Annotated in this window: 23 protein-coding genes and 1 other annotated feature; of the genes, 16 read left to right on the top strand and 7 right to left on the bottom strand. The window is 51.8% G+C overall.

Annotation, left to right across the window (positions count from 1 at the left end):
* Positions 1–29: 29 nt before the first annotated feature.
* From BLT01_RS06600 to BLT01_RS06590, 3 genes are read right to left on the bottom strand one after another with little or no spacing between them, the layout of a single operon-like run.
* Entirely contained in the window at positions 30–1,373 is a 1,344-nt protein-coding gene (locus BLT01_RS06600; RefSeq protein WP_092096078.1) for a CoA-disulfide reductase, read from the bottom strand.
* 20 nt (positions 1,374–1,393) lie between these two features.
* Positions 1,394–2,248: a DegV family protein gene (locus BLT01_RS06595; protein ID WP_092096076.1), complete on the bottom strand. Its 855-nt coding sequence runs from the start codon at positions 2,246–2,248 to the stop codon at positions 1,394–1,396.
* A gap of 12 nt (positions 2,249–2,260) precedes the next feature.
* Positions 2,261–3,085, bottom strand: coding sequence for a Cof-type HAD-IIB family hydrolase (locus BLT01_RS06590; RefSeq protein ID WP_092096073.1), 825 nt, complete (start codon positions 3,083–3,085; stop codon positions 2,261–2,263).
* Between the two features lie 144 nt (positions 3,086–3,229).
* Here BLT01_RS06590 and BLT01_RS06585 point away from each other — a divergent pair, with 144 nt between their 5' ends.
* The 3 genes from BLT01_RS06585 to BLT01_RS06575 all read left to right on the top strand — a co-directional run bounded on the left by BLT01_RS06585 (position 3,230) and on the right by BLT01_RS06575 (position 6,650).
* Entirely contained in the window at positions 3,230–4,006 is a 777-nt protein-coding gene (locus BLT01_RS06585; RefSeq protein WP_092096070.1) for a prolyl oligopeptidase family serine peptidase, read from the top strand.
* Between the two features lie 37 nt (positions 4,007–4,043).
* Positions 4,044–4,352, top strand: coding sequence for a metal-sulfur cluster assembly factor (locus BLT01_RS06580; protein WP_092096198.1), 309 nt, complete (start codon positions 4,044–4,046; stop codon positions 4,350–4,352).
* Positions 4,353–4,520: 168 nt separating this feature from the next.
* A complete protein-coding gene (locus BLT01_RS06575) occupies positions 4,521–6,650 on the top strand; it encodes an ATP-dependent Clp protease ATP-binding subunit (protein ID WP_092096067.1) in 2,130 nt (709 codons plus the stop codon).
* Positions 6,651–6,704: 54 nt separating this feature from the next.
* On the opposite strand, the gene BLT01_RS06570 is transcribed toward BLT01_RS06575, so the two are convergent.
* Positions 6,705–6,890 carry a YjzD family protein gene (locus BLT01_RS06570; protein ID WP_092096064.1) on the bottom strand — a complete coding sequence of 62 codons (186 nt, stop codon included), beginning with the start codon at positions 6,888–6,890 and terminating at the stop codon, positions 6,705–6,707.
* A 184-nt stretch (positions 6,891–7,074) separates the two neighbouring features.
* Here BLT01_RS06570 and BLT01_RS06565 point away from each other — a divergent pair, with 184 nt between their 5' ends.
* From BLT01_RS06565 to opp4C, 7 genes are all read left to right on the top strand, one after another.
* Positions 7,075–8,007 carry a beta-ketoacyl-ACP synthase III gene (locus BLT01_RS06565; protein ID WP_092096061.1) on the top strand — a complete coding sequence of 311 codons (933 nt, stop codon included), beginning with the start codon at positions 7,075–7,077 and terminating at the stop codon, positions 8,005–8,007.
* A gap of 82 nt (positions 8,008–8,089) precedes the next feature.
* A complete protein-coding gene (gene fabF, locus BLT01_RS06560; RefSeq protein WP_092096058.1) occupies positions 8,090–9,334 on the top strand; it encodes a beta-ketoacyl-ACP synthase II in 1,245 nt (414 codons plus the stop codon).
* A 292-nt stretch (positions 9,335–9,626) separates the two neighbouring features.
* A complete protein-coding gene (locus BLT01_RS06555) occupies positions 9,627–10,655 on the top strand; it encodes an ABC transporter ATP-binding protein (protein ID WP_092096055.1) in 1,029 nt (342 codons plus the stop codon).
* On the top strand, positions 10,652–11,659 hold the full coding sequence (locus BLT01_RS06550; protein ID WP_092096052.1) for an ABC transporter ATP-binding protein: 1,008 nt from the start codon (positions 10,652–10,654) through the stop codon (positions 11,657–11,659). The genes BLT01_RS06555 and BLT01_RS06550 overlap by 4 nt, the downstream gene beginning before the upstream one ends.
* 35 nt (positions 11,660–11,694) lie before the next feature.
* Entirely contained in the window at positions 11,695–13,434 is a 1,740-nt protein-coding gene (gene opp4A / locus BLT01_RS06545) for an oligopeptide ABC transporter substrate-binding protein (RefSeq protein ID WP_092096049.1), read from the top strand.
* A gap of 150 nt (positions 13,435–13,584) precedes the next feature.
* Positions 13,585–14,550: an oligopeptide ABC transporter permease gene (gene opp4B, locus BLT01_RS06540; RefSeq protein WP_092096046.1), complete on the top strand. Its 966-nt coding sequence runs from the start codon at positions 13,585–13,587 to the stop codon at positions 14,548–14,550.
* Positions 14,551–14,565: 15 nt separating this feature from the next.
* On the top strand, positions 14,566–15,483 hold the full coding sequence (opp4C, locus tag BLT01_RS06535) for an oligopeptide ABC transporter permease (protein ID WP_092096043.1): 918 nt from the start codon (positions 14,566–14,568) through the stop codon (positions 15,481–15,483).
* Positions 15,484–15,748: 265 nt separating this feature from the next.
* On the opposite strand, the gene trpS is transcribed toward opp4C, so the two are convergent.
* On the bottom strand, positions 15,749–16,741 hold the full coding sequence (gene trpS / locus BLT01_RS06530; RefSeq protein ID WP_092096040.1) for a tryptophan--tRNA ligase: 993 nt from the start codon (positions 16,739–16,741) through the stop codon (positions 15,749–15,751).
* Between the two features lie 45 nt (positions 16,742–16,786).
* Positions 16,787–16,997 (bottom strand) — a binding site (T-box leader).
* A gap of 257 nt (positions 16,998–17,254) precedes the next feature.
* Between trpS and BLT01_RS06525 the strand changes: the two genes are divergently transcribed.
* The 5 genes from BLT01_RS06525 (at position 17,255) to pepF (ending at position 23,441) form a co-directional block, all read left to right on the top strand.
* Entirely contained in the window at positions 17,255–18,451 is a 1,197-nt protein-coding gene (locus BLT01_RS06525; RefSeq protein WP_092096037.1) for a putative glycoside hydrolase, read from the top strand.
* A gap of 431 nt (positions 18,452–18,882) precedes the next feature.
* Positions 18,883–19,281 (top strand): transcriptional regulator SpxA, encoded by a 399-nt coding sequence (spxA, locus tag BLT01_RS06520; protein ID WP_092096035.1) that lies wholly within the window; start codon positions 18,883–18,885, stop codon positions 19,279–19,281.
* A 239-nt stretch (positions 19,282–19,520) separates the two neighbouring features.
* Positions 19,521–20,180, top strand: a complete 660-nt coding sequence (gene mecA, locus BLT01_RS06515; protein ID WP_092096032.1) for an adaptor protein MecA — start codon at positions 19,521–19,523, stop codon at positions 20,178–20,180.
* 248 nt (positions 20,181–20,428) lie between these two features.
* Positions 20,429–21,577, top strand: coding sequence for a competence protein CoiA (locus BLT01_RS06510; RefSeq protein ID WP_125903300.1), 1,149 nt, complete (start codon positions 20,429–20,431; stop codon positions 21,575–21,577).
* Positions 21,578–21,626: 49 nt separating this feature from the next.
* Entirely contained in the window at positions 21,627–23,441 is a 1,815-nt protein-coding gene (gene pepF / locus BLT01_RS06505; RefSeq protein ID WP_092096026.1) for an oligoendopeptidase F, read from the top strand.
* 688 nt (positions 23,442–24,129) lie between these two features.
* Here the strand turns inward: pepF and BLT01_RS06500 are convergent.
* On the bottom strand, positions 24,130–24,927 hold the full coding sequence (locus BLT01_RS06500; RefSeq protein ID WP_092096023.1) for a DsbA family protein: 798 nt from the start codon (positions 24,925–24,927) through the stop codon (positions 24,130–24,132).
* Positions 24,924–25,325, bottom strand: coding sequence for a globin domain-containing protein (locus BLT01_RS06495; protein ID WP_092096021.1), 402 nt, complete (start codon positions 25,323–25,325; stop codon positions 24,924–24,926). Before BLT01_RS06495 ends, BLT01_RS06500 begins: the two co-directional genes overlap by 4 nt.
* 194 nt (positions 25,326–25,519) lie before the next feature.
* Here BLT01_RS06495 and BLT01_RS06490 point away from each other — a divergent pair, with 194 nt between their 5' ends.
* A complete protein-coding gene (locus tag BLT01_RS06490; RefSeq protein WP_092096196.1) occupies positions 25,520–25,903 on the top strand; it encodes a UPF0738 family protein in 384 nt (127 codons plus the stop codon).
* The last annotated feature ends 8 nt before the right edge of the window (positions 25,904–25,911 follow it).

The raw sequence follows: 25,911 nt of genomic DNA, 5'->3' as shown, positions 1-25,911 counted from the left end.
GCCATCCGATTTGGAAGGCGGTCTTGTTTTCAATATTTACCTGAGGATCGCATTGCCCGATACCCGACCATATTAATGGGGTCTTTAGGCGAGCCGTAGGGAGGGGCATATGCTGTTTCGATGGCGGACAAGTCATCGACAGTCAGGCCGCCTCGAATTGCGGTTGCAATCACATCAATCCGCTTATCCGCCCCTTTTTCGCCGACAGCCTGCGCGCCATAGATGGCGCGAGTGTCCGGGGCGTAATGGACTTTCAGGACCAGTTTGCCGCTGTCCGGGTAGTAACCGGCGTTCGACCGGCTTTTGTGGACAACAGTCTCGTACTGGATGCCCTCTTTTTTGAGCACCTTCTCCGTCATGCCGGTCATGCCCGCAGTGAGATCAAACAGTTTTGTGATTGATGTTCCGAGCAACCCGTCCATTTCCGTGTCGCCGCCCGCCAGATGGTTGGCAACGATAAAAGCGGCTCGGTGTGCAGGCCAGGAAAGAGGTACGCGTTTCGGCTTGCCGGTAAACCAATCCCGGCCTTCCGCCGCATCCCCGATTGCGTAGATATCCGGGTCATTCGTCCTCATGAATGGATCAGTGGCAATCCCTCCGGTCGGCCCGATCTCCAGCCCGGCTTCCTCTGCAAGAAAGGTATTGGGTTCAAGGCCGACGGCGGTCGCAATAAAGTCCGCTTCCATTTCAGTGCCGTCATCGAGCATGACAGTCCTGCCCTCGATCATTTTGAGTTCGCGCCCGAGGTGGAGGGTGACGCCGTTTCGCTTCATTTCTTCCGCGAGCAGTTCGGACATGTCCTCATCCCCTATCGGCATGACATGGTCATTGTGCTCGATCAGGGCAGTCTCGATGCCACGGTGACGGAAGTTCTCTGCAAGTTCCACGCCGATGAACCCGCCGCCGACGACCACACAGGAAGCCGGCTGCTGTTCGTCGAGAAAGTCCCGGAACTGCTCCAGATCCCCGAAGTGGCGGAGTGTAAACAGCGGGATGCCGGGTTTCCCCGGCACGGACGGCTTGCGGGCCCGTCCGCCGGGAGAAAGGATCAGCTTATCGTATGACAGAGTTTCCGTTTTGCCTGTCTCCATATTGCAGATGTGGACTTTTTTGGCGGCTCGGTCAATCTTTGTGGCTTCGTGAAAGAGACGCACATCAATGGACTTCTTTTCCTCAAAACCTTCCGGAGTGGAGTGGACAAGATCATCCGGGCTTTCAATCACCCCACCGAGCACATAAGGCATACCGCATGTGGCAAATCCGAGTTCCGAATCTTTTCCGATCAGCGTAATGTGGGCATCCGGCAAAAAGCGGCGGATCTGAGAAGAAACGGTCGCCCCTCCGGCGACCGCTCCGATGACGATTATTTTCATGAAATCATCCTTCCTGGATATTATTCCGGATCGGGACCGAAGAAGAATAGAGCGATCGTACCCGGTCCGGCATGGGCGCCGATTGCGGAGCCGATCTGATAGATGCCGACCGACTCGGGCCTGATGGTCTCTTCAATCATTCTTTTCAAGATCAGCGCAGCTTCTTCGTCATCACCGTGGCTGATGGCCACATGCTGGCCGGCAAAGCTGCCGCCGCGTTCTTCCATAAGACTGATCATGCGCTGAAATACTTTTTTGCGTCCCCGGTATTTTTCGATTGGCACGAGTTTGCCGTCTTCGACATGAAGAAGCGGTTTGATGTTCAGCAAACCGCCGATAAACGCGCTTGCCTTGGACAACCGGCCGCCTTTGGCCAGATAATCAAGGTCTTCCACGGTGAACAGGTGGACGACACGGTCCGCTAAAATTCTGATGGCCTCGGCAATTTCATCCCGGCTCCTGCCTGCATCACGCATCCGGACAGCTTCCCGGACGAGCAGCCCCTGGCCGAGCGAGGCACCTTTCGTATCGATGATGACCAGATCCAGTCCCGGATGGTCTTCCAGCACCTGGTCGCGGATGACGCCGCTTGTACTGTATGTACCGGAAAGTTCGGAGGAAAATGCGATGTACAGGCCTTCTTCACCGGACTTGGCCAATTCCTCCCAACTTTTCGTGAATAGTTCCGGTGATACTTGGGATGTCTTGGGGCGCTCTCCATTGCGTATCCTCCGGAAGATGGTGGAGGAATCAATTTCCGCAATGTCATCATAGGTGTCTCCGCCGATCTCCACGCGGAGCGGAAGGAGGGTCACATCATGCCCTTCAAAGAATGACATCGGCAGGTCGGAACCGCTGTCTGTGAACAGTTTCATCATTCTTCCTCCTTAAATCTTGCTTTCCAGTTTCAGATTCAGGCGCTCCTCGAGGACAGTCGCGATGCCGTCCTCGTTGTTCGTCCCGGTCACTTCATCCGCAATGGACTTTAGCCCGCTGATGGCATTGCCCATTGCAACGCCTGTGCCCGCATACTCAATCATTTCATAGTCATTGTCTTCATCCCCGAAAGCGATGATCCGCTCCTGCGGGATATTCAGCCATTGCGAGACTTTTGAAATGCCCACTGCTTTGTTTAGGCCATGCCGGATCACTTCAATGACATGCCATGGCGCCCCCCATCGGCGATGGTCGATGACTTCCGCATGGACCTCCGCCAGGTGCCGGCGAATGTTTTCCTGATCCTCCAGTTCCGGGTGAATCAGAAGGCTTGTCGGATTATCGTTCAGATAAGAGCGGAGATCGCCAATGGTCACCGCCGGATCTCCCATGGTGAATATATTCAAAAGTTTTTCATCATGGCGGTGAATATAAACGTCATCCATCACTTCCGCAACGACGTTATGGACATTGAAATCCTGAAGAGCTTCGACAACATCGCTGACGACCGGCAGGCTGATCGGTTCATGGAATGTTTTCCAGCTCCGGTCTTTCGGGTGATGGACGAAAGCCCCGTTGAAATTGACGATGGGAACGTCCAGGTTCAGTTGCCGGTAGTAAGGCTCGCTTGCGCGATAAGGGCGTCCGGTCGCAATCATGACCTGGTGGCCTGCCTCTCTGGCGGTCTTCAGGGCATGCTCCGTCTTTTCGGTAATCACTTTTTCATCTGACAGCAGTGTGCCGTCCAGGTCCAGTACAATCAAGTGCTGTTTCATTCGTCGATCTCCCCCTTATGACTGAGTTTAGACCTCTCGGGGAGGTCAAGTCAAAAATAGCCCATGATATGGGCTGATGCCATTCCGGTTTTGTTTTCCCGATTTGTCTGATACGATGAAAAGAAAAAATAGGAAGTGCTGTACATGAATATCAAAGAAGAGCGATGGGCGGGCATTCCGCTCCTGCATATATACTCCGAAACCGGCGGGGAATCCTCCCCGGTCGCCATTTTCCTGCACGGTTTCACAAGCGCCAAGGAACACAATTTGCATTATGCATACAATATGGCCAAACAGGGTCTCCGTGTCATCCTGCCGGAAGCTCATCTTCACGGAGAAAGGGAGGAAGGGCTCGATGAGGTTCAGATGAGCCTCCGCTTCTGGGAGATCGTCCTGACAACCATCGAGGAAGTCGGAACACTCAAGGAAGAGATCGGCCGCCGATTCCCGGATGCCGGAAAAATCGGGCTTGCGGGGACATCCATGGGCGGCATCGAGACGCTCGGCTGCCTGAAGGCCTACAGCTGGATTGATTGTGCGGCGGTCATGATGGGAACACCGGGGTACGTCAATCTGGCCAAGGCACAGATGACGCAGTATGAGTCAAGAGGTTTTGAAATACCGCTGACAGCGGAGGAGCGCCGAAAGCTGCTTGACACGCTTGCAGCATTCGACCTGACCAAGGACCGCAGAGCGCTTGACGGAAGGCCGGTTTATTTCTGGCATGGCGAACAGGACGAAACCGTACCGTTCAAGCCGACGAAGAATTTTGTCAATGCAATCCGGGAAGATTATCAGGAACAGCCGGAACAACTCAAATTCCGCTTTGAACGCCAAGCCGGCCATGCTGTGTCCAGGACAGGCATGCTGGAGTGCTCGGACTGGCTTGCAACTCATTTGAATGATGATGCTGCGGTCTGATATGATGAAGGCAGCAAAGAACGGAAGGGGAATCATGATGGATCAGGAGATGAAAGACAGCCTTATGGGCGCGCTAGAAAACGTGATCGACCCCGAGCTTGGAATCGATGTCGTGAACCTCGGCCTTGTCTATGACGTGGATATGGACGAAGCCGGCAAGGTGGATGTGACGATGACACTGACGTCAATGGGCTGCCCGATGGGCCCGATGATCGTCGACAACATCAAGCGGGAATTGGCCGAGTTGCCTGAGGTCAAGGAAACACAAGTCAACATCGTCTGGAGCCCGCCATGGTCGAAAGACATGATGTCGCGCTATGCAAAAATCGCACTTGGCGTGCGTTAATAAACAGCAGCCCGCCGCACCGGCCCTTTATTGCCGGTGCGGCTTTTTCTGTTTCCGAGCGGCCGTTTGACTTTACCTTTCAAAGGGAAAACATTATAATGAAAATAGTCAAATTAGGTCAAAGTCAAACTAGGTCAATTCGAATTGTGGGGTGAAGAGAAAATGCAAATGAACATGCAAGAGGAAGATCAGCGCAGTCCGCTTGAAAAATACGGACGAAACCTGGTTGATGAAGTAAAGGCCGGGAAAATGGATCCGATCATCGGAAGGGACCAGGAGATCCGGGATGTGATCAGGATTCTCTCCAGGAAGACAAAAAACAACCCGGTACTGATCGGAGAACCCGGTGTCGGGAAAACGGCGATCGTCGAAGGACTTGCCCAGCGCATCGTGAAAAAGGATGTCCCGGAAGGACTCAAGGGCCGCCAGTTATATGAGCTGGATATGAGTTCCCTGATTGCTGGAGCAAAATATCGCGGTGAATTCGAGGAGCGGATGAAAGCGGTCCTGAAGCAGGTCAAGGAAAGCGACGGGGAAATCATCCTGTTTATCGACGAGCTTCATACGATTGTCGGCGCAGGCCGGACGGAAGGCTCGATGGATGCCGGCAACATGCTGAAACCGATGCTGGCACGCGGTGAACTCCACCTGATCGGCGCGACGACGCTGGATGAGTACCGGCTCTACATCGAGAAGGATGCAGCGCTCGAACGCCGGTTTCAGCAGGTGCTTGTCCAAGAACCGGACGTGGAAGATACGATTTCGATTCTCCGCGGCCTGAAGGAACGCTTTGAGCTTCATCACGGTGTGAGGATCCATGACCGCGCACTCGTGGCTGCCGCTTCGCTGTCAGACCGTTATATTACGGAACGTTTCCTGCCGGACAAGGCGATCGACCTTGTCGATGAGGCGAGTGCCATGATCCGGACCGAAATCGACTCGATGCCGCAAGAGCTTGACGAAGTGACCCGGCGCATCATGCAGCTCGAGATAGAAGAGCAGGCGCTGATGATGGAGAAAGATGACCGGAGCAAGGCACGTCTGGAAGATATCCGGGCAGAGCTGAACGAGCTCAGGACTTCGACCGAAGACATGCGGGACCAATGGGAGAGGGAAAAAGAGGTCATTCGCGCGGTCCAGGCAAAGCGGGAGGAGATCGACCGATACCGCCGCGAACTCGAAGACGCAGAAAACCGTTATGACTTGAACCGGGCGGCGGAACTGCGCCATGGCCGCATTCCTCAAGCGGAGAAGGAGCTGCAGGAGATGGAGGCTCCGCTCACCGCTTCCGAGAACCGCCTTCTCCGCGAGGAAGTGACAGAGGAGGAAATCGCCGATATCGTGGCCCGCTGGACGGGCATCCCGGTCTCGAAACTAGTGGAAGGGGAGCGGGAAAAACTGCTCAGGCTTCATGAAACGCTCGAAAAGCGTGTGATCGGGCAGGAGGATGCGGTCCGGCTTGTCACAGAGGCCATTTGGCGAGCCAGGGCCGGCATCAAGGACCCGCACCGCCCGATCGGCTCTTTCCTGTTCCTGGGTCCGACCGGTGTCGGCAAAACAGAGCTGGCCAAGACGATTGCGGCAACGCTGTTCGATTCAGAAGATCACTTTATCCGGATCGATATGTCGGAGTATATGGAAAAGCACTCCGTTTCGCGTCTCGTCGGGGCCCCTCCGGGATACGTCGGATTCGAAGAAGGCGGCCAGCTGACTGAAGCTGTCAGGAGAAATCCATATGCAGTCGTGCTGTTGGACGAAATTGAGAAAGCCCATCCCGATGTTTCGAACATTCTGCTCCAGGCGCTTGATGATGGAAGGATCACGGACAGCCAGGGAAGGAACGTCGACTTCTCCAACACGATCATCATCATGACTTCGAATATCGGCTCCTCACTGCTTCTCCGGATGGAAGGGATTGAGGACCATGCGATTGAAGACGTCGTCATGGCGGAGCTGAAAAAACACTTTAAACCGGAACTGATCAACCGGATGGATGATATCGTCATCTTCAATTCCTTGAAAAGTGATGATTTCCTGAAAATCGCCCGGAAGATGATGAACGACCTTGCAGAACGGGTCGCCACACAGGGAATCCGACTCGAATTCGGCGACGGGATTGCCGAATGGATTGTGGAAGAAGGAACAGATGCCGAGTTCGGGGCGCGTCCCCTCAAGCGTTTTATCCAGCGCCATGTCGAGACGGCAGTTGCTCATGGTCTGATCCGGGGCGGCTTCCGGGAAGGTGACACGATCCGCGCAGTGCTTGAAGACGGAAAGGTCCGCATCGAACAGGCATGAAGCGTCCGTCACAATGAAAAAACCGTTCCCCATCACGGGAACGGTTTTTCTGTTTCACTCGTAGTCCGGCAGCGGCTCTTCCGGCAGGATGGCTGACATGATGAAGAGGAAGAGCGCAGCTACGACGGAAACGATGGCTCCGAGGCCAAAATCAAATGGAACGGCATTGACGGAGCTGACCACATAATTCAGGGTCGTAACAAGAAGAAACGACCAGATGAACGTGAAAATAAATTGCATTGGGTTTCACCTCTGAGCGGAAATATCCGAATTCATCATACCATAGCGGACCCATATTGCAAAACCTGTCATTGCCGCATATTTTGCCAAAAAGAGACGCGACGGGCAAGTTGTCAAAGAACGTTCATGTATGTTAAATTAAGACCAGGTATTAATAGAAGATGATAAGAAAAGGGGTTGCAATATGGGTGTTGGGATGATCGGAATCGGGAAGTATGTCCCGGAGCAGGTGATCACAAATGGAGATCTGGAGAAGCGCCTGGATACATCCGACGAATGGATCCGCACCAGGACAGGCATCGAGGAGAGAAGGATCGCTCCAGACAACGAGAATACGTCGGAGCTTGCTTTCCGTGCGGCTGAAGCGGCTTTAAAAGATGCGGGGATTACAGCTGATCAGCTGGGCCTCATCATCGTGGCGACCGTCACGCCGGACCGGCCATTCCCGAGCGTGGCCACACAGATTCAGGAGCGTCTCGGTGCCAAAAATGCCGGTGCAATGGATCAGTCCGCCGCTTGTGCGGGATTTATGTACAGTGTCGTGACCGCGCAGCAGTTTATACAGAACGGTTGCTATGATTATATTCTTGTCGTCGGTGTGGAAAAACTCTCGAAAATCACCGATTGGGAAGACCGCAACACGGCCGTCCTGTTTGGCGACGGTGCAGGCGCCGCTGTCATCGGCAAGGTGGGCGAAGGCCGCGGAATCCTGGCGTTCGAACTGGGCGCAGATGGCTCCGGCGGCAAGCACCTGTACCAGGATGAATATATCAAGATGAACGGCAGGGAAGTGTTCAAGTTCGCCGTCAGACAGATGGGCGACTCCGCTGTTTCTGTCTTGAACAAGGCTGGTCTGTCGAAGGAAGATGCCGATTATCTGATTCCGCACCAGGCCAACATCCGGATTATGGAGGCGGCACGTGAGCGTCTCGGTCTGCCGCCGGAGAAAATGTCGAAACGGATTCAGAATTACGGCAACACCTCCTCCGCTTCCATCCCGATCGCCCTTTGCGACGAAGTCAGTGAAGGGAATATCAAAGACGATGATGTCATCGTCCTCGTCGGGTTCGGCGGCGGTCTCACATGGGGGGCGCTGGCTATCCGCTGGGGGCGCTGAAACAAACCATTCAGTCCTATCCGTATTAAATGACAGGACCTCACTTATACAACACCATTCACACAGAAGGAAGGGAACTCAGATGAACAAGCGACGAGTCGTAGTGACAGGAGTTGGGGCGGTCAGTCCGCTCGGCAATGACGCAAAGACAACCTGGAAGGGAATCAAGGAAGGCAAGTCGGGCATCGGGCCGATGACGCGCCTGGACAAAGAGCTGTTCCCTGCCAAGGTTGCAGCAGAAGTGAAAGATTTCGACATCGAACAGTACATCCCGAAAAAAGAAGCCCGCAAAATGGACCGCTTCACCCATTACGCGCTTGCGGCGGCATTCGAGGCTATGGAGGATGCAGGGCTTCCGCGGCGTCTTGACGATGAAGAGGCACTCCGGACCGGGGTGTGGATCGGTTCAGGGATCGGCGGCATGGAGACCCATGAACAGCAGTTCAAAACATTTCAGGAGCGGGGCTACCGCAGGGTAAGTCCGTTCTTTGTTCCGATGATGATTCCCGACATGGCTGCCGGCCAGGTTTCGATCTATACTAACGCAAAGGGGATCAACTCCTGCACAGTCACAGCGTGTGCGTCCGGGGCCAACTCAATCGGAGATGCATTCGAAGCGATTCTTCGGGGGGATGCGGACATGATGATCACCGGAGGAGCGGAGGCGCCGATTACCACGATGGCTGTAGCAGGCTTCTGTGCCAATACCGCACTTTCAACGAATCCGGATCCTGAGACGGCTTCCCGCCCGTTTGACGCGGACCGTGACGGTTTTGTCATCGGAGAGGGAGCCGGTATCCTCATTCTTGAAGAATACGAACGTGCAAAGGCGCGGGGAGCGAAAATTTACGCCGAGGTTGTCGGGTACGGCTCGACGGGTGACGCCCATCATATCACGGCTCCTGCTCCTGAAGGCGAGGGCGCAGCAAGGGCGATGGGCCAGGCCATTTCAAAAGCCGGTATCAACCCCGAAGAAATCGGCTATATCAACGCCCACGGCACGAGCACGCCTTACAATGACCAGTTTGAAACCCAGGCCGTCAAGTCGGTGTTCGGAGAGCATGCCTACAATCTGGCCATGAGCTCCACGAAATCAATGACCGGGCACCTGCTTGGTGCAGCAGGTGGAGTGGAAGCCGTGTTCACGGCACTTGCTCTTCACGAAGGAATTCTCCCGCCTACGACAAACTACAAAACTGCCGATCCGGAATGCGACCTGGATTATGTAACGGATGGAGCAAGAAAGCAGGACATCCGATACGCCATGAGCAATTCGCTCGGTTTCGGAGGACATAACGTTTCGCTCCTTTTCAAAAAAGGTGATTGAAAGTTTAGGTATGTAGCCCCAATCTCGATTCATTGAGATTGGGGCTTTTTGGCGTGAAGCGATAATCGAATCTATTAGAAAAATGGCAGCAAAAAGATAAAATATCCAAGTATAGCTAGTGAGGGAGCAAAGCTAAAACCCTTGCCGTTATTGATTTTTCTGATGATGACGACTATTTTAATTCTACAGTGGTTACAGGGAATTCAAAAAACATCTTGCGGATGTAATGTTTTTGTAATAAAATTTAGCAAGAGATGAAATAACAGAAAAATAGAAAACTTGAGGTGCACCCATGACATCCAAACCAAATACATCTGCGCAGACACCTCTTCTAGAGGTACGCAACCTCCAAACCGGATTCAAGATTGATAAACAATATTATAACGCTGTTGAAGGGGTCTCCTTTACCGTTGACCGCAAACAGATTGTCGGCATTGTCGGGGAATCGGGATGCGGGAAGAGCGTCATGTCCCTTTCCATCATGCACCTGCTTCCCAAAGGAATCGGCAAGGTCCGTGGAGGGGAGATCCTGTTCGAAGGGGCCGATATCGTCGGATACAACGAAAAAAAGATGAACAACATCCGCGGGAAAGACATCTCGATGATATTCCAGGAACCGATGACTTCACTGAATCCGGTGTTCACGATCGGCTATCAAATATCCGAGGTGCTTCTGAATCACCAAAATATCAGCAAAAACGAAGCCCGTTCGAAAGCGGTTACATTACTGAAAAATGTGGGAATCCCAAGGGCTGAAAGCATTGTCGATGAATACCCGCACCAGCTTTCCGGAGGCATGCGGCAACGTGTCATGATCGCCATGGCGATTGCCTGCCAGCCAAAGCTGCTGATTGCGGATGAACCGACAACGGCGCTGGATGTGACGGTCCAGGCACAGATTCTGGACCTGCTGAAAAACATCCAGGAAGTCAATGAAATGTCCATCATGCTGATCACCCACGACCTCGGAGTCGTGGCGGAAATCTGTGATGTCGTACTCGTGATGTATGCCGGCAAGATCGTTGAACGGGCCACGGTTGAGGATTTGTTCGAAAAGCCCCAGCATCCGTATACGCAGCTCCTGATGGAAGCCATCCCGAAGATGGAGGAAGAAAAGGAGCGTCTGGCAACGATTGAGGGCCTGGTTCCCTCTGTCAAGGACATGCCTGAAGTAGGGTGCAGGTTTGCGAACCGTTGCCCGAAAGCAATGCCGGAATGCATGCAGATCACTCCCCGCCTCGAGGACACCAAGGGCGGACATGAAGTGGCCTGCCTGCTGTATGAAGAAAGCTGGCCGAAAGAAAGAGTAGGTGCACGATGACAACAAAAGAGCTTACAGAGCAGGGGAACACGCAGAAAGAGCGTGAAAATCTCCTGGAAGTCAAAAACCTGAAAACGTATTACCCGATTCACGGCGGTTTTTTCAAGCGCGTCGTCGGAAATGTGAAAGCTGTAGATGATATTTCTTTCACCATAAAAAAGGGGGAGACGATGGGCCTTGTCGGAGAGTCCGGTTGCGGGAAGTCCACAACCGGACGCACCATTCTCCGCCTGATCAAGCCGACAGGAGGCCAAATCATCTTTGACGGCGAAGACATCACAAGAATCAGCGGGACCAAGCTTCGCAAAGCCCGGCAAGACTTCCAGATGGTGTTCCAGGATCCCTACGCATCGCTCAATCCGATGCAGATGGTCGGCGACATCATCTCGGAACCGATCAAGAACTTTGAGCGGCGTGACAAAAAAGAGCTTGTGGAATACGTCAAGTCCCTGCTGGTCCGTGTCGGCCTTCCGGAAGCCGCCTACTACAAATACGCGCATGAATTCTCCGGCGGCCAGCGCCAGAGAATCGGCATCGCCCGGGCGTTGGCCCTCAACCCGAAGCTGATCATTGCGGATGAGCCGGTTTCTGCACTGGACGTCTCTGTCCAATCCCAAGTCCTGAACCTCCTGAAAGATCTTCAGGAAGAGTTCGGGCTCACGTATCTGTTCATCGCCCACGACCTCAGCGTCGTCAAGCACATGAGCGATACGATCGGTGTCATGTATTTGGGCAATCTCGTCGAGGTTGCTTCAAATAAAGATCTGTACAGCGAGCCGCTGCACCCTTATACACAGGCGCTCATCTCCGCGATTCCGGAACCCGATCCGAAGCTGCGGAAAGAGCGGATTGTGCTGCAGGGGGATGTGCCGAGTCCTGCAAACCCGCCGACGGGCTGCCCGTTCCATACGCGCTGCCCGATGGCACAGGAAATCTGTTCGCAGGAAAAGCCTCCACTGAAGGAGGTGAGACCGGGGCATCACGTTGCGTGCGTACTGTACTGATCACAAACTATTCACGAAAATGGGGGGAATGAAGCATGAAACGCAAATCCATGCTCTGGCTGTTCGCCATGATCCTCGTCCTTTCCGCGTTCCTTGCGGCTTGCGGCGGAAGCGGCAGCGACGGTGCGTCCGAATCTGACTCGGGCGACAGCAAGAAAGACGGCGAGCAGGCGACCGGAGAATCCGGCGAGGCCAAAAAGGGCGGAACGCTCACATATGCGCTTGACGCTGTTCCGGAGGGGCTCTATAACTGGGCATTTTACGGTATTGCGACAGACGCGGAAATCATTGAACTGTTCGATGAGAGTCTGATTGATTATGACGAAAATCTGGAGCCGGTTCCGAACATCGCATCCTGGGAAACAGAAGACAACCAGCACTTTACCTTCAAGTTCAAGGAAGGTGTCAAGTGGCACAACGGTGAAGAACTTACTGTAAATGACTGGGTGTTCGCTCTTGAAACCCTTGCCGATCCTGAGTACGACGGCACACGGTACACGAACGTTCAAACCATCCAAGGCGCTCCTGAGTTCCGCGAAGGAAAAGCAGATAGCATTTCCGGCTTGAAAGTTGTTGATGATTACACAATTGAAATCACTTTTGACGAGCCGCGTGTCAACAACCTGGTCAACCTTTGGTCGTATCCGATGCCTGAAAAAGCATTTGAAGGCATTCCGGTTGCAGAGATGTCTGCATCTGATGTGGTTCGTTCGAAGCCGGTCGGCCTCGGACCATTTAAGGTTGAAAATATCGTCCCTGGTGAATCAGTTGAACTCGTAAAGAACGAAGACTATTGGAACGGCGACGTCAATCTGGATAAGATTATCGTTCGGATCATCGATAATACTGCAACAGTAGGTGCCCTGCAGAACGGTGATGTCGACATGATCGCAATCCAGCCGGTTTCCGGTCCGGAAGTAGAGAAATTAGACAACGTCGAAATCGTTACAGCGCCTGGGCTATCTTACTATTATGTCGGCTTCAAGCTTGGCAAATATGACGCCGATAAGCGTGAAATCGTTGAAGAGACTCCAAAGTACCAAGATGTGAATCTGCGTAAAGCAATGGCTCACGCAATCAACCGCGAAGAATGGATTGACGCCTTCTTCTTCGGGTACGGCAAGCCTGTAAATAAGCCGGTTCCTTCCGCACACTGGATCGCAGCGGATGACAGCGATGTAGAAGTTTATGATTATGATCCTGAAAAGGCAAAAGAACTTCTGGACAAAGCGGGTTACGTTGATAAAGATGGCGACGGCTTCCGTGAAGATCCAAAAGGCGAGAAATTTGAAGTGAAGTTCTCTCACTATGCGACAGGCAACCCGACGTTTGAGTCCCGTGCAAAAGCTCTGACTCAATACTGGGAAGAAGTCGGCCTCAAGTCCAAGCTGGAAATGGTCGAAGTCAACCTGTACTATGACATGATTGAAAAGGACGATTCCTCTATTGAAACATTCTTCGGCGGCTGGAGCACCGGCAGTGACCCAGACCCATCCGGTCTTTGGAAAACGGATGAAATCTGGAACTACCCGCGTTACAACAATCCTGAGTCTGATGCCCTCCTTGAAAAGGCGCTGAGCATTGAAGAGGTCGGCGATGACAAGGAAAAGCGGAAACAGATCTATGCTGATTGGCAAAAGCTGGTCACTGAAGACGTTCCGATGATCTTCATTGCAGAACTTGATGAAATCTACGCGAAATCCGACAAAGTAGGCGGCTTCGAGTTGGATGTTTCAGGACACAACAGCCCGGCTGAATGGTATTTGAACGAGTGATTGATTGACCTGTCAGTGGCGGGCGGGATGCCCGTCCGCCGCTGATATTTTTATGCTCTTAAACACGGTAAGACGTATTTAAGACTATTAAAATATCTCTTACCGTGTTTGAGAGAAACAACGAAGATAGACAGAAGAAGGAGAGTACCTATGCTTAAATATGCGTTGCGCCGAATACTTGGCATGATCCCGATGCTAATCCTCGTATCCATCGTGGTTTTCTTCCTTGCAAAGGCTATGCCTGGGGATTCATTGAGCGGGGAAATTGATCCATTGAATACAAATCCTGAATATATTGCGGAGATGAGAGAGAAATTGGGTTATAACGATCCGGTTTACGTTCAGTATACCCGGTGGATCACAGACTTTGTCCAAGGCGACTTTGGAAAGTCCACCCGTTATAAGTTGCCGGTATCCGAGTTGGTTGCAGAAAAGCTCCCCAATACGATTTTCCTGGCATTGACGTCACTGCTGATCACCTATGTTTTGGCATTTGCGATGGGGATGTATTCGGGAAGAAGGCCGTATACACTCGGAGATAACCTGATATTTGGATTTAACTATGCGGGGATTGCAATCCCTTCGTTTGTTGCTGGTGTGTTCGCCATTTACTTTTTTGCATTCAAGTTGAACTGGTTCCCGTTTGCCGGCTCCGTTGACATCGAGGTCGATAAAGGGACGATCGAATATTGGATGAGCAGAATCCACCATGTCATGCTGCCGGCTTTTGTTTTGGGGATGTTCAGTACGGCTTCCTATACGCAATTTCTCCGGAATGACCTGATCGAGAACTCGAGGAAAGACTTTGTCCGTACGGCGATGGCAAAGGGCACGCCGACCGGCAAGATCTACAATGTACACATCCTGAGGAATTCCATTATTCCTCTCGTCACGTTCCTTGGATTTGATATCGCGGCACTTGTCGGCGGTGCAATCATCACAGAAAAAATCTTCACTTATCCCGGAATTGGTCTTTTGTTCCTTGATTCCGTCACTAGCCGTGACTATCCAACTGTAATGGCGATCACCATGATGCTGTCTGCGATGGTTCTGATCGGTAACCTGATTGCCGATATTTTATATGGAATCGTGGACCCTAGGATTCGCTTAGGTTAAGGAGGAAGCTACAACATGACAACAAATACAGCATACGGGGCGGTGAAGCGTCCCGAGAAGAGTTCTTCTCCTTGGGCGATCGCCAGGAGGAAATTTCTGAGGAACAAACTGGCCATGATCAGCACTGTCTTTTTGGGCATTGTCATCCTTCTTTCTTTATTGGCACCGGTCCTGGCACCTTATCTGTCGCCGATTCCGGATATCACCAAAGTGAACATTGGTAAAATGAGTATTCCACCGAATGATGAATATTTGCTGGGAACAGATAAAAGCGGCCGCGATGTCATGACCCGGCTCCTTTATGGCGGGAGAATCTCCCTGTTGGTCGGGGCAAGCGCTACTGCAATCGTTGTGATTCTCGGAACGATTGTCGGGTCAGTTGCCGGGTTTTTCGGAGGGGCAGTGGATAGCCTGCTCATGCGTTTTACCGACTTCGTCCTAAACTTCCCGTTCCTCGTCTTCGTCATTGTCCTGAACACGATCCTCTATGGCATCGTCGACGGACTCTGGGTACTGATCCTCGTCATCGGGCTTCTCAGTTGGGGAGGGGTTGCGCGGATTGTCCGTTCAAAAGTGCTCTCGGAAAGGGAGAACGAATACGTCCTCGCCGCCATTTCGATCGGTACGCCACCGGCAAAGATTATCATCAAACATCTCTTGCCGAACGTCCTGTCTACTATCATTGTTCAGGCAACACTGCTTTTTGCAAGCCTGATTGTGGCGGAGACCGGGTTGAGCTACCTGGGCTTCGGGGTTCCGGAAGAAACCCCGAGTTGGGGCAACATGCTTGCGTTTGCCAATGAGCCTGATGTGCTCCAAGGAAAGCCATGGATGTGGATGCCTCCGGCGCTGGCCGTTACGTTCACCATTCTTTCAATTAACTTCATCGGTGAAGGCCTGAAAGACGCCCTCAATCCGAAATCACAACGCTGAGATTCATGTGGATGCATACAAAAAGCGGATCCTTCTGAAAGAAGGGATCCGCTTTTTCATATGGTGTACAAACCCTATACGGAAAGGACGCGCCCGATGAACCGTATCTTCCTGTTCCTCGTATCGTACGGACTATGCGTCATCACAATGTCGCATCTCGTGCTGTTCCTGAATTACCGGGCTTTGGGCCACTCTTGGGAAACCGTGTTCCGCTATATTTTGTCCACGCCGGATTTCAAGTTGATGGTGCTATCGCTGGTCGTGCTTATTTTCTGCGTTTCCGGCCGAGGCCCATCGCGGATTCCATCCGGGAAAGAGTAGCCGATGCAATCGAATTCGCTTTTTCGGCACCTTCATCAAGAATCCGGTCCAGTTCCCGGGAGCCGATCAATTCGTTGTAGCGCTCCTGGATCGGTGAAAGGTGACCGATGACAGCCTCGGCGACGCCTGCCTTGAACGCGCCATAGCCGCTGCCGCCATATTTCTGGACAAGTTCTTCTACAGAATAGCCTGTAAGTGAGGCTTCGATATTGAGCAGGTTGCTCACTCCGGGTTTGTTCTCGGCATCATAGGCGACTTTGCCGTCTGAATCGGTCACCGCACTCTTGATCTTTTTCTCAATCTGTTTCGGTTCGTCAAGAAGGGAGATGACCGCTTTTTTGTTCTCATCAGACTTGCTCATCTTCTTGAGTGGATCCTGCAGGGACTTGATCCGTGCACCGTGCTCAGGCAGGCGGATATCCGGCACGGTAAGCGTCTCACCGAAGCGCTTGTTGAACCGCTCTGCCAGATCGCGTGTCAGCTCCACATGCTGTTTCTGGTCATCGCCGACCGGGACGATGTCCGAATCGTAAAGCAGGATGTCGGCCGCCATCAGCGGAGGATAGGTGAGCAGGCCGGAGGAAACCGCTTCCCGTCCGTCTGATTTGTCTTTGAATTGGGTCATGCGCTCCAGTTCGCCGATATAGGAAATGCACTGCATGATCCAACCGCCCTGAGCATGTGCCGGAACTTCGGATTGGATAAATAATGTTGCCTTTTCAGGGTCGATGCCGGCCGCAATATAAGTTGCCGCAAGCCGGCGGATCGCCTCACTGAGTTCATCCGGGTCCTGTGGCATCGTAATCGCATGCTGGTCGACGATGCTGAAGATGCAGTCGTATTCGTGCTGGAGTTCTGTAAACTGGCGGAATGCGCCGATGTAGTTGCCGAGTGTGACGGTTCCAGTCGGCTGCACACCTGAGAAAATCCGTTTCATTTGTATAAACCTCCCCAAATAAAAAAATCACCATGCCATCCCGTATAAAGGGACGGATGATGTTCAATCAGCCGCGGTACCACCCGCATTGCCCGAAGGCCGCTCTTACCCTTAACGCGGGCGGACGGGACCGGCTACAAAGGTTCGCCGGACCGGCTCAGGAGTCCATTCGTCGGGAACTGCCGTCCTGTTCTCACCGGCCACAGGCTCTCTGTGCGGCGGGTTCCCGGTTACTCTTCTCCATCAAAGCTGATCATTGATTTCTAACTATTATATAGCTGGTATCGCGATGATGCAACTGACCTGTCATGAATGTTCTTGAAATTCCTTCCTTCCGGTTGCCGGAGCTGATAGAATAAGAGGCAAATAAAGATGAGGACACTGAATCATACAAAACGAAGCAGATTGGAGCGAAGGGTACGAGAATCCTGCAACGCCCGCTGAAAGCGGAAACCCGTAGCGGAAATCTGTATAGGCATTTTCAGTGCCCTCATAAAAAAGGGAGTTTTTCGTATGAAACTAAAATGGATAGGCGCACTGACTCTTGCGGTTTCAATGGCAGCCGCTCCGTCAGTGGCAGCGGAGAGCCCCGCAGAAGATTTCAAAGGGCTCTCCTATGACTATGGGGAAATCGATACCGACATGGTGGCTTCGTCAAAGCTGTACAGGTTTGATTCCGGCCTGGATTTTGAATACCCCGATGCCGTGAGAGGGCTGTATGTAACCGGGCATTCAGCCGGAGGCGAGAAGTTCGGACGGCTTGTGAATCTCATCGATCAATCCGACCTGAACGCCATGGTCATCGATATCAAAGATGATTTCGGATATCTGACCTATGAACCAGCAGAAGACTCCCCTCTCCGGGAATTGGAAATTGGCCAGCCATACATAAAAGATCCGAGAGCCATGCTGGAACAACTCGAAGAAAAGCAGATTTATCCGATTGCCAGGGTCGTCGTATTCAAAGATACCGCTCTCGCGGAAAAGCGTCCCGAACTTTCTTATACAAGCGGGGGGAAGGTTTGGAAAAATGGCAGGGGAGAAGCCTTTGTAAGTCCGTTCATGAAGGAAGTCTGGGACTACAATGTGGAGATTGCAATCGAAGCGGCCAAGATGGGGTTCAAAGAAATCCAATTTGACTACGTCCGCTTTCCCGAAGGATTTGAGACCAGAGCGGATTCTTTGAAATATAGCTTTGGAGACTATGAGAACTCGAAACTGGATCCGATCCAGAGACGTGTCCAGGCAGTCACGGACTTTGTTGCCTACGCGAGGGAGCAGCTTAAGCCATATGACGTGGATGTATCCGTTGATATCTTCGGGTATTCGGCCACCTTGCCGGAAGCTCCGGGCATCGGCCAGAATTTCTCGAAAATCTCAGAGAACGTAGACGTCATTTCCTCGATGATCTATCCGAGCCATTGGACTTCTTATTTTGGTATCTCCAAGCCGGATCTTGAGCCCTACCGACTGGTGGCCGAGTACGCAAAAGTCGAGAATGAAAAGTTGTCAGCACTCGAAAATCCGCCGGTGTCCCGTCCATGGCTACAGGACTTCACGGCCAGCTGGCTGGGGAGCGGCAACTATAAGCGCTATGGCAAGGCAGAAGTGGAAGCGCAAATCAAGGCACTCAATGATGCGGGAATTGATGAGTTCCTTCTCTGGAATGCCGGGAACAGTTATACAGAAGGCGTGGACTATACGCCATAAGATCAGAGCACACACCAATTTATTTTCCGGTGTGTGCCTTTTTTCGTTTATCTTCAAATGAAATGGGAAATAGTACAAATAAAGCGGAACTTATTTTTTGCCGGGACGTACTAATAGGTAGGAGGGATGGGCAAGTCCCGCGGAACCTTTTATTTTCATTCATTGAAGAATAATTGAGAATGAAATGTTCATCTGTGTTTGTGTTTATTCCGAAATGGGTATAACAGCTCTGAAGCAAACATTTGCTCGATTCCTTCATCAAATGTAGCGAAGAAGTGAAGGTTTGTGTCTAAATGAAAACTTTCTTCAAAACGGTGTATCCCTAAGGTCAAAAATGGTGTATAATAAAGTCATCACTTTAATAATTAGAATGATTTTAATCAGATAAATTTAGGTTGCTGCTTCCTACCATTGAAAGGACGTGTTTGTGGATGAGTGTGACCCTTTTTACATCTCCCAGCTGTACTTCGTGCCGGAAAGCGAAAGCTTGGCTTGAAGAACATGATATTCCATATACTGAGCGGAATATTTTTTCGGAATCCCTGACAATCGATGAAATTAAGCAAATTCTGCGTATGACGGAAGACGGGACAGACGAGATCATCTCTACCCGCTCGAAAATCTTCCAAAAACTTGATGTCGACCTGGAGAGCCTTCCTCTCCATGAGCTTTACGAATTGATCCAGGAACACCCGGGTCTTCTCAGAAGGCCGATCATCCTGGACGACAAACGACTTCAGGTCGGTTACAACGAGGATGAGATCAGGCGATTCCTTCCGCGCAAGGTAAGGGCATACCAGCTCCTCGAAGCGCAGCGGATGGTCAACTGAGGCAAAACAGGACTGACAGGGATGTTGCGATTGACCTGTCAGTCTTTTTCGTTTTTTTCTCTTGCTTTCCTGAATCCTGTCCCATACAATGCTAATACTACAAGCAGCCGTTCCGTCTGGACACGCCTTTCCAGATTTGACGGTGACGGCATATACTGACAGCAGGACACTTGCCATCGGTGGATTGCTTTGTCACACCCGGGTTACGGAGAATACCGTCGGAAGGGAGAGGTGTAAACATGGAAATCGAACGCATCAATGAAAATACTGTGAAGTTTTTCATTTCGTATATTGATATCGAAGAGCGCGGTTTTACCCGCGACGAAATCTGGTACAATCGCGACCGCAGCGAAGAGTTGTTCTGGGAGATGATGGAAGAAGTCGACGAGGAAGCCGACTTTACCATCGAGGGACCGCTTTGGATCCAAGTCCATGCAATGGATAAGGGACTCGAAGTGACTGTGACCCGAGCCCAAGTGACCCGTGACGGGAAGCAGTTGGAGCCGCCATTCGGCCAGGAGGGAAGACGGATGTTCCAGGAGGATGAATCCTCTTACGCCGACCTCCAGAACCTCGACCAGTACGTCCCAGGTTTCCGCCAGGAAGAGGACGACTGGGAGGACGCGACTTTCCTTGTCGGTGAGTTCGATGACCTGATTCCGCTTTCGCAGATCCTGAAGGAAGAGGCACTGCGGACTTCGCTCCATCTGTTTGAGGACAACTACTATCTCCACATTGGCTTTGACAGCCTCGCTGGCGATGAGGAAGATCTCGACGACATAGTCAGCGTGCTGACGGAGTATCTGCAACGGACGAATGTCACCATTCACCGGATAGAGGAATATGGAAAGACAATCATCGCCGATGATGTATTCGGCACAGTTGCAGAGCACTTCTGATTCCCAGGCTGTACGGATTACCGTACAGCTTTTTCTTTACCAAAAAACTGTAAATCAGAACTTGTGAGGATTCGGACCAAGAATTCGCATTTTTTTATTTTGGGGCTTTTTTTAGAGGCGAAATTTGATTTTGGTCCGATCCTGGATGCCAATATTGAAAAATGGCAGTTCATGCGCCTCTTGGCGGAGTTGCCAGATCATCTGTGCGGGTTTACAATGACGGAAAGAAAGGAGGGAATAGTCAGAATATGTTGGCGGCCATCTTGGAAAACGAGGTGCAGTTCATCATTACCCAGGACATGACGAGGGAGTCTCTCCATCATATGAAAAACTCACACCACTTCCGCTGTCCGCAATGCCGCAATAAAATGTGGCTGAAAATCGGAGATGTCAGGATTCCCCATTTCGCCCACGCGGCGAGAAGCGATTGCAGGCGGATGTTTTCAGAAGGGGAGACGCCGGCCCATCTGGCAGGCAAACAGCAACTCTACGAAATGTTTACCGGGCTCGGTCTAAGTACGGGCATGGAGACGGCCCTGACACCGATCGGCCAGCGGCCTGACCTTCTCGTCGAGTATGACGGCAGTGCACATGCGATTGAATTTCAATGCAGCCGGATTCCGCCCGCGCTTGTGCGAAAGCGCACGGAGGGGTATGAGGGGGCGGGAATCATTCCTCATTGGATTCCTTCTGCGCCCGAAAGCTGGAGTTCGACGGGACAGCCAATCAGGACCTTGTCTATTCCTGAGTTTCTGCAGCTGTTCATCCGCCGGGATGTGAAAACCGGGAATTACCTGATGACCTATGACCCCGTGACCAGGCATTTCTATTACTTCGTGCATCTGATGCACGTCAGCGGTAACACATTTTTGGGCAAGATGGTCGCCATTCCCTATGTTTTGCAGGGGTTCCCTTTTGCTGTGCCTTCTCCCATCGATGAGATCACATTCAGCTCCTTTATGAGGATTTATGCTTCCAGGCGCAGGTCCTATTTAAATCGGAGGGTTCTGTACAACCGCAGAGGGGTTCACGACCCCTTACTTCGGTCTTGTTATGAGAACCGGATCAGCGCGGATCGGCTACCGCCCCTTATCGGCGTCCCGACTTCCGGCGCGGCAGCCTTTAAGGAGCACGACGCAGAGTGGCAGGCGCAGTTCGTCTTTTTTGCCTTCGGTGCAGAAAGCAGGGAATCCTCAAGTTCTGATTTGATCAGAGAATTTCTGAACCTCTTACCGGCGCAAAGAGGGGACGGGGAGGGAGCTGTGTCCGCCTATTTGAAATTCCTTGAGGCATCCGGAGTCAAGAGTCTCCGAGACATCCTTGATTGCCATGAACTGCCCGAAAGCTCGATCAGATATCTTTGGAAGGAATTCCTTGCAAGCCATAATGAATATTGAGAAAATGTTCTTGAGTTTATTTTGGCTATCGAAGGAAGGGGTAATCCAAATGACGACCGAACCGAAAAACGATGTATTGACAAGAAATCAGGTCCCGGTTGAGGAGACATGGCGACTTGAGGACATCTTTGCTTCCGATGAACAATGGGAAGAAGAATATAAAGAAATTGAAGTGCTGGCCGGGAAAGCGGATACATTCCGCGGAACGCTCGGGAATGGAGCCAAGGAGCTGCTGGCAGCCCTGCAATACCGGGATGAGATTTCCGAGCGGCTCCAGCGCCTGTATGCCTATTCCCATATGCGTTACGACCAAGACACCGCCAACAGCACATACCAGGCAATGGACAGCCGTGCAAAGACACTGTACGTCAAGGTTTCGACGAGCCTTTCTTATTTCGTCCCAGAATTGCTTTCAATTGAGGAAAAGGAATTGAACCGCTTCGTTGAAGAAGAGGAAGGCCTGAAGGTGTACCGGCATGCTCTTGAGGAAGTGAACCGCCAGCGTCCTCATGTTCTGCCTGCGGAACAGGAGGCTCTCCTGGCGCAGTTCTCGGAGGTCGCGAACGCATCATCCGAGACGTTCGGCATGCTGAACAATGCCGACCTTGAGTTCCCGGAGATCAAAGATGAAAAAGGCAATGTGGTCAAGCTTACACATGGCCGCTATACGACATTCCTTGAAAGCAACGATCCTTCAGTCCGCGAAGCCGCATTCCGCGCCATGTACGATACCTACGGGAAATTCCGCAACACTTTCGCCTCGACACTTTCCGGTGAAATCAAGTCCAACAACGTCCATGCACGCATCCGCAACTACTCTTCCGCGCGGGAAGCGGCACTTTCGAACAATCATATCCCCGAAGCCGTCTATGACAATCTCATTTCGACAATCAACGACAACCTGCACCTGCTGCACAAGTACATTGCGCTGAGGAAGAAAGTACTGGGACTGGACGAATTGCATATGTGGGACCTCTACACGCCGCTGGTCAAGGACGTTGACATGAAAGTACCGTATGAGAATGCCAAACAGATGATGCTCGAAGGGCTAGCACCGCTTGGGGACGAATATGCGGACATCTTGAAGGAAGGCCTCGAAAACCGCTGGGTAGACGTCCGCGAAAACAAAGGCAAGCGTTCAGGCGCTTACTCATCCGGATCATACGGAACAAATCCATATATCTTGATGAACTGGCAGGACAATGTAAACAACCTGTTCACGCTCGCACATGAATTCGGCCACAGCGTCCACAGCTACTACACGCGCAAGAACCAGCCATTTGTATACGGCGATTACACGATTTTCGTCGCAGAGGTTGCTTCGACCTGCAACGAAGCCCTTTTGAATGACCATCTCCTTAAAACACTGGATGATGAGCAGAAAAAGATCTACTTGCTGAACTATTGGCTGGAAGGATTCCGTGGCACGGTATTCCGCCAGACGATGTTTGCGGAATTCGAACATGCCATTCATCAGCTTGATCAGCAGGGAATTGCACTGACAGCCGATAAACTGACGGAAGTGTATTATGAGCTCAACAAGAAATACTTCGGCGATGACATCGTCATTGATGAGGAAATTGGCCTGGAATGGGCACGCATTCCGCACTTCTACTACAATTACTATGTATACCAGTATGCAACCGGCTACAGCGCCGCGGTCGCCCTCAGCAACAAAATTCTGGAGGAAGGTGATCCGGCTGTCGAACGCTACATCAACCGCTTCCTGAAAGCGGGCTCCTCGGATTACCCGATCGAAGTCCTGAAACAGGCAGGAGTGGACATGACCTCCAGCCAGCCGATTGAAGAGGCCTGCAGGGCATTTGGTGAAAAACTCGATGAACTCGAAAGACTGCTCGGCTGACCGGCTTTTTTAAATAGGTGACTGATGAAACTGCAGGCAAATGGGATTCTACCTCATTGCCTGCAGTCTTTTTGTGCGGAGGGAAGCGTAGCCCCAGACACTCCCGAACCATGCTGGAAGGGCTGGGGGTCACTCGGGTACACTTGGTAATCACTCGGCGTCGGGAACCGGGATTTCAAAGAGGAAGTCCGCCAAGGATGGAAAGCGGTCTCTTTGTGCAACACGACGTTTTTCCGCGCACCAATCTCGTATTGGCGACTGCCTTTGGCGCCTGAGGTAAGCTCCCGAAACGGGATGCCAGGGGATTTTTCAGAAGCAGGAGAACCCAGAACAAAGTAGTGCTCCATACAAATTTCATTTATCAAATATCAGAGAGTTCCGTTACTAAGCTTTCAGAACATTTTTGTCGCAATAATGTTATTCGGATTGAAAACGCTCGCAATATGACAACCTTGTGAACTCTTATGTGAAATCTTGCGCAATCAATTATTTCGTGATAAGTTAAGAACGTGAAATAATTCACGGCAACAAACACCCCTTTTGTTTGAACGTGAACATTTCCCCCATCCCCTTCGTGTAATACGAAAAAGCACCCGCTCCTCCCCCGGAGCGGGTGTCTTTTTGTCGTGAAGGAAACAAACTGACCGCACAACAAAGCCGGAATCCGACAGGATTCCGGCTGAATTCATTATAAGTCCATTTTTCTGCGCCAAAGGGTTGCACCCCGTACAGGCAGACATTCGATCCGGCGTTGAAGCAGGCGTTTTTTCAGCTCACGCTCAGCGGTCCTCGTGCTTACCTTATAGATGGCGGCAATCTCACCGGTTGTCAGAGAGTCAAATCGGCGGAACAGTTCATCGAGAGACGGGGGAACCGACTTTTTCATCTGGTCTCCGAGCAACTCTTCCAAAACCTTCACATAAATTCCGTAGTCATGGATGCCGTCCACCATCAGACCCTCATCTTCAAAATTGTTATTAAAGAAAACGAAACTCGGAGCTTGGTCGACTTCCATCTCCCGGGAGATGTACAGATCGCACTGGAAAGACTTTGCGGCATTGACGGATCGGAAGTCTTGCGAGAATTCGGCTGTGTCGATTCCGACCAGGTCGGCAATCTCAAGCAGGACTTCCGGTGTTGTGACATCGCGCCCTTTCAGGAACCTGTAATCGAGAAGCCGGCACAGGTACTTGAATCCGGCCCGCTTGCCCTGGAACTCGGCCGCCTTGACAGCGACTGCAGGAAGGGCAGGATGGGGGATTCGGGTATCCTGGGGCCCCAGGGCAAGGCTTTTTTGTGGCGATAGGCATGTCTTCATGATGATGCGGTAGGTGAAGTATTGTTCATACTCCACCTGCAGACGTCGGAGAATCGGGACCAGTCCATAGCAGTCCGCATCAGTCGGATCGATGAAGACATACAGCTCAAGCGGTTTGGCCGAGTTCTCCGTTTCCAGGATCTCCGAAGCATTCGGCAGTAAGTTCAAACGGACCCCTCCTCATCCGGTCCGGTCCTGTTGACCATATGGTTAGCGGTCAGGATCAGCCGGTTATAGAAGTCTTCACGGATCTTCCCTTCCATGCCGACCTCGTCCATCGCTTCAGCCATGCATTCGAGCCAGGCCTGGGCACGGTCATAGGTGATAGGGAACGGCATGTGCCGCGCCCGCAGCATGGGGTGTCCGTGTTCCTCGGTATATAAATTGGGTCCACCCAGAAACTGGGTGAGAAACTGTTTCTGTTTTCTGGCGGTTTCAGTCAAATCATCTGGAAAAATGGGATAGAGCATCGGATGCCGGGCGACTTTCCCGTAGAACGCGTCGACGAGATCGGACAGCAGCTCCGGGCCGATCTCTTCATAAGGAATGATGGGTTTCCGGGTCATGATGCATGCTCCTTTGCTAACTCCATTGCCTGTAATTGTAGACTCATTCTATCAACCGCACTCCGGTTCTACAAATAAATCGATTTCCAACCCGGTCTGTGAGAGCTTTTGAGCCAGATTGGAACTGCGTGCGAATGCCTGCTGTGATAGACTGAAGTGAGATGATTTGTATGCATAGAAAGGACGAAGACATCGTGACCAAACAGCCAATCGTTCAGAGCGCCGGATTTACCGGCAATGTAACCGAATTTAACCTGCGGGAAGGTGCGGAGCTTTCCGGGACACAACCCGCGGGGAGAATGATCACGGATACCGATTCCGGAACGTTCGTTTATTTGCTGGATGACGGGGAGCGGTTTGTCCATGTACATTTTCCTGAAGAAGTCTGGCCGGAGATGGCGGCAGTCCTGAAAAGCGGGCGGACTCCTGTTCTCATGGCCGGAGAACATCGGATTGAGCTTGTAAACTTTACGGATGAGCTGGAGATGCTGATCTTCAATATCGAAGGCAATGACAATTACGGCGAGGCGTTCTCGACGGCGGTCGAGAGGGCTTTCAGCCAGATCCTGAGTGCCTGAATAGCACT

Origin of the sequence: Bhargavaea beijingensis, assembly GCF_900101985.1 — a bacterium.
GTDB lineage: Bacteria > Bacillota > Bacilli > Bacillales_A > Planococcaceae > Bhargavaea > Bhargavaea beijingensis.
Note: the sequence above shows the minus strand (reverse complement) of the source record. Positions and strands in the feature narration are given on the sequence as shown.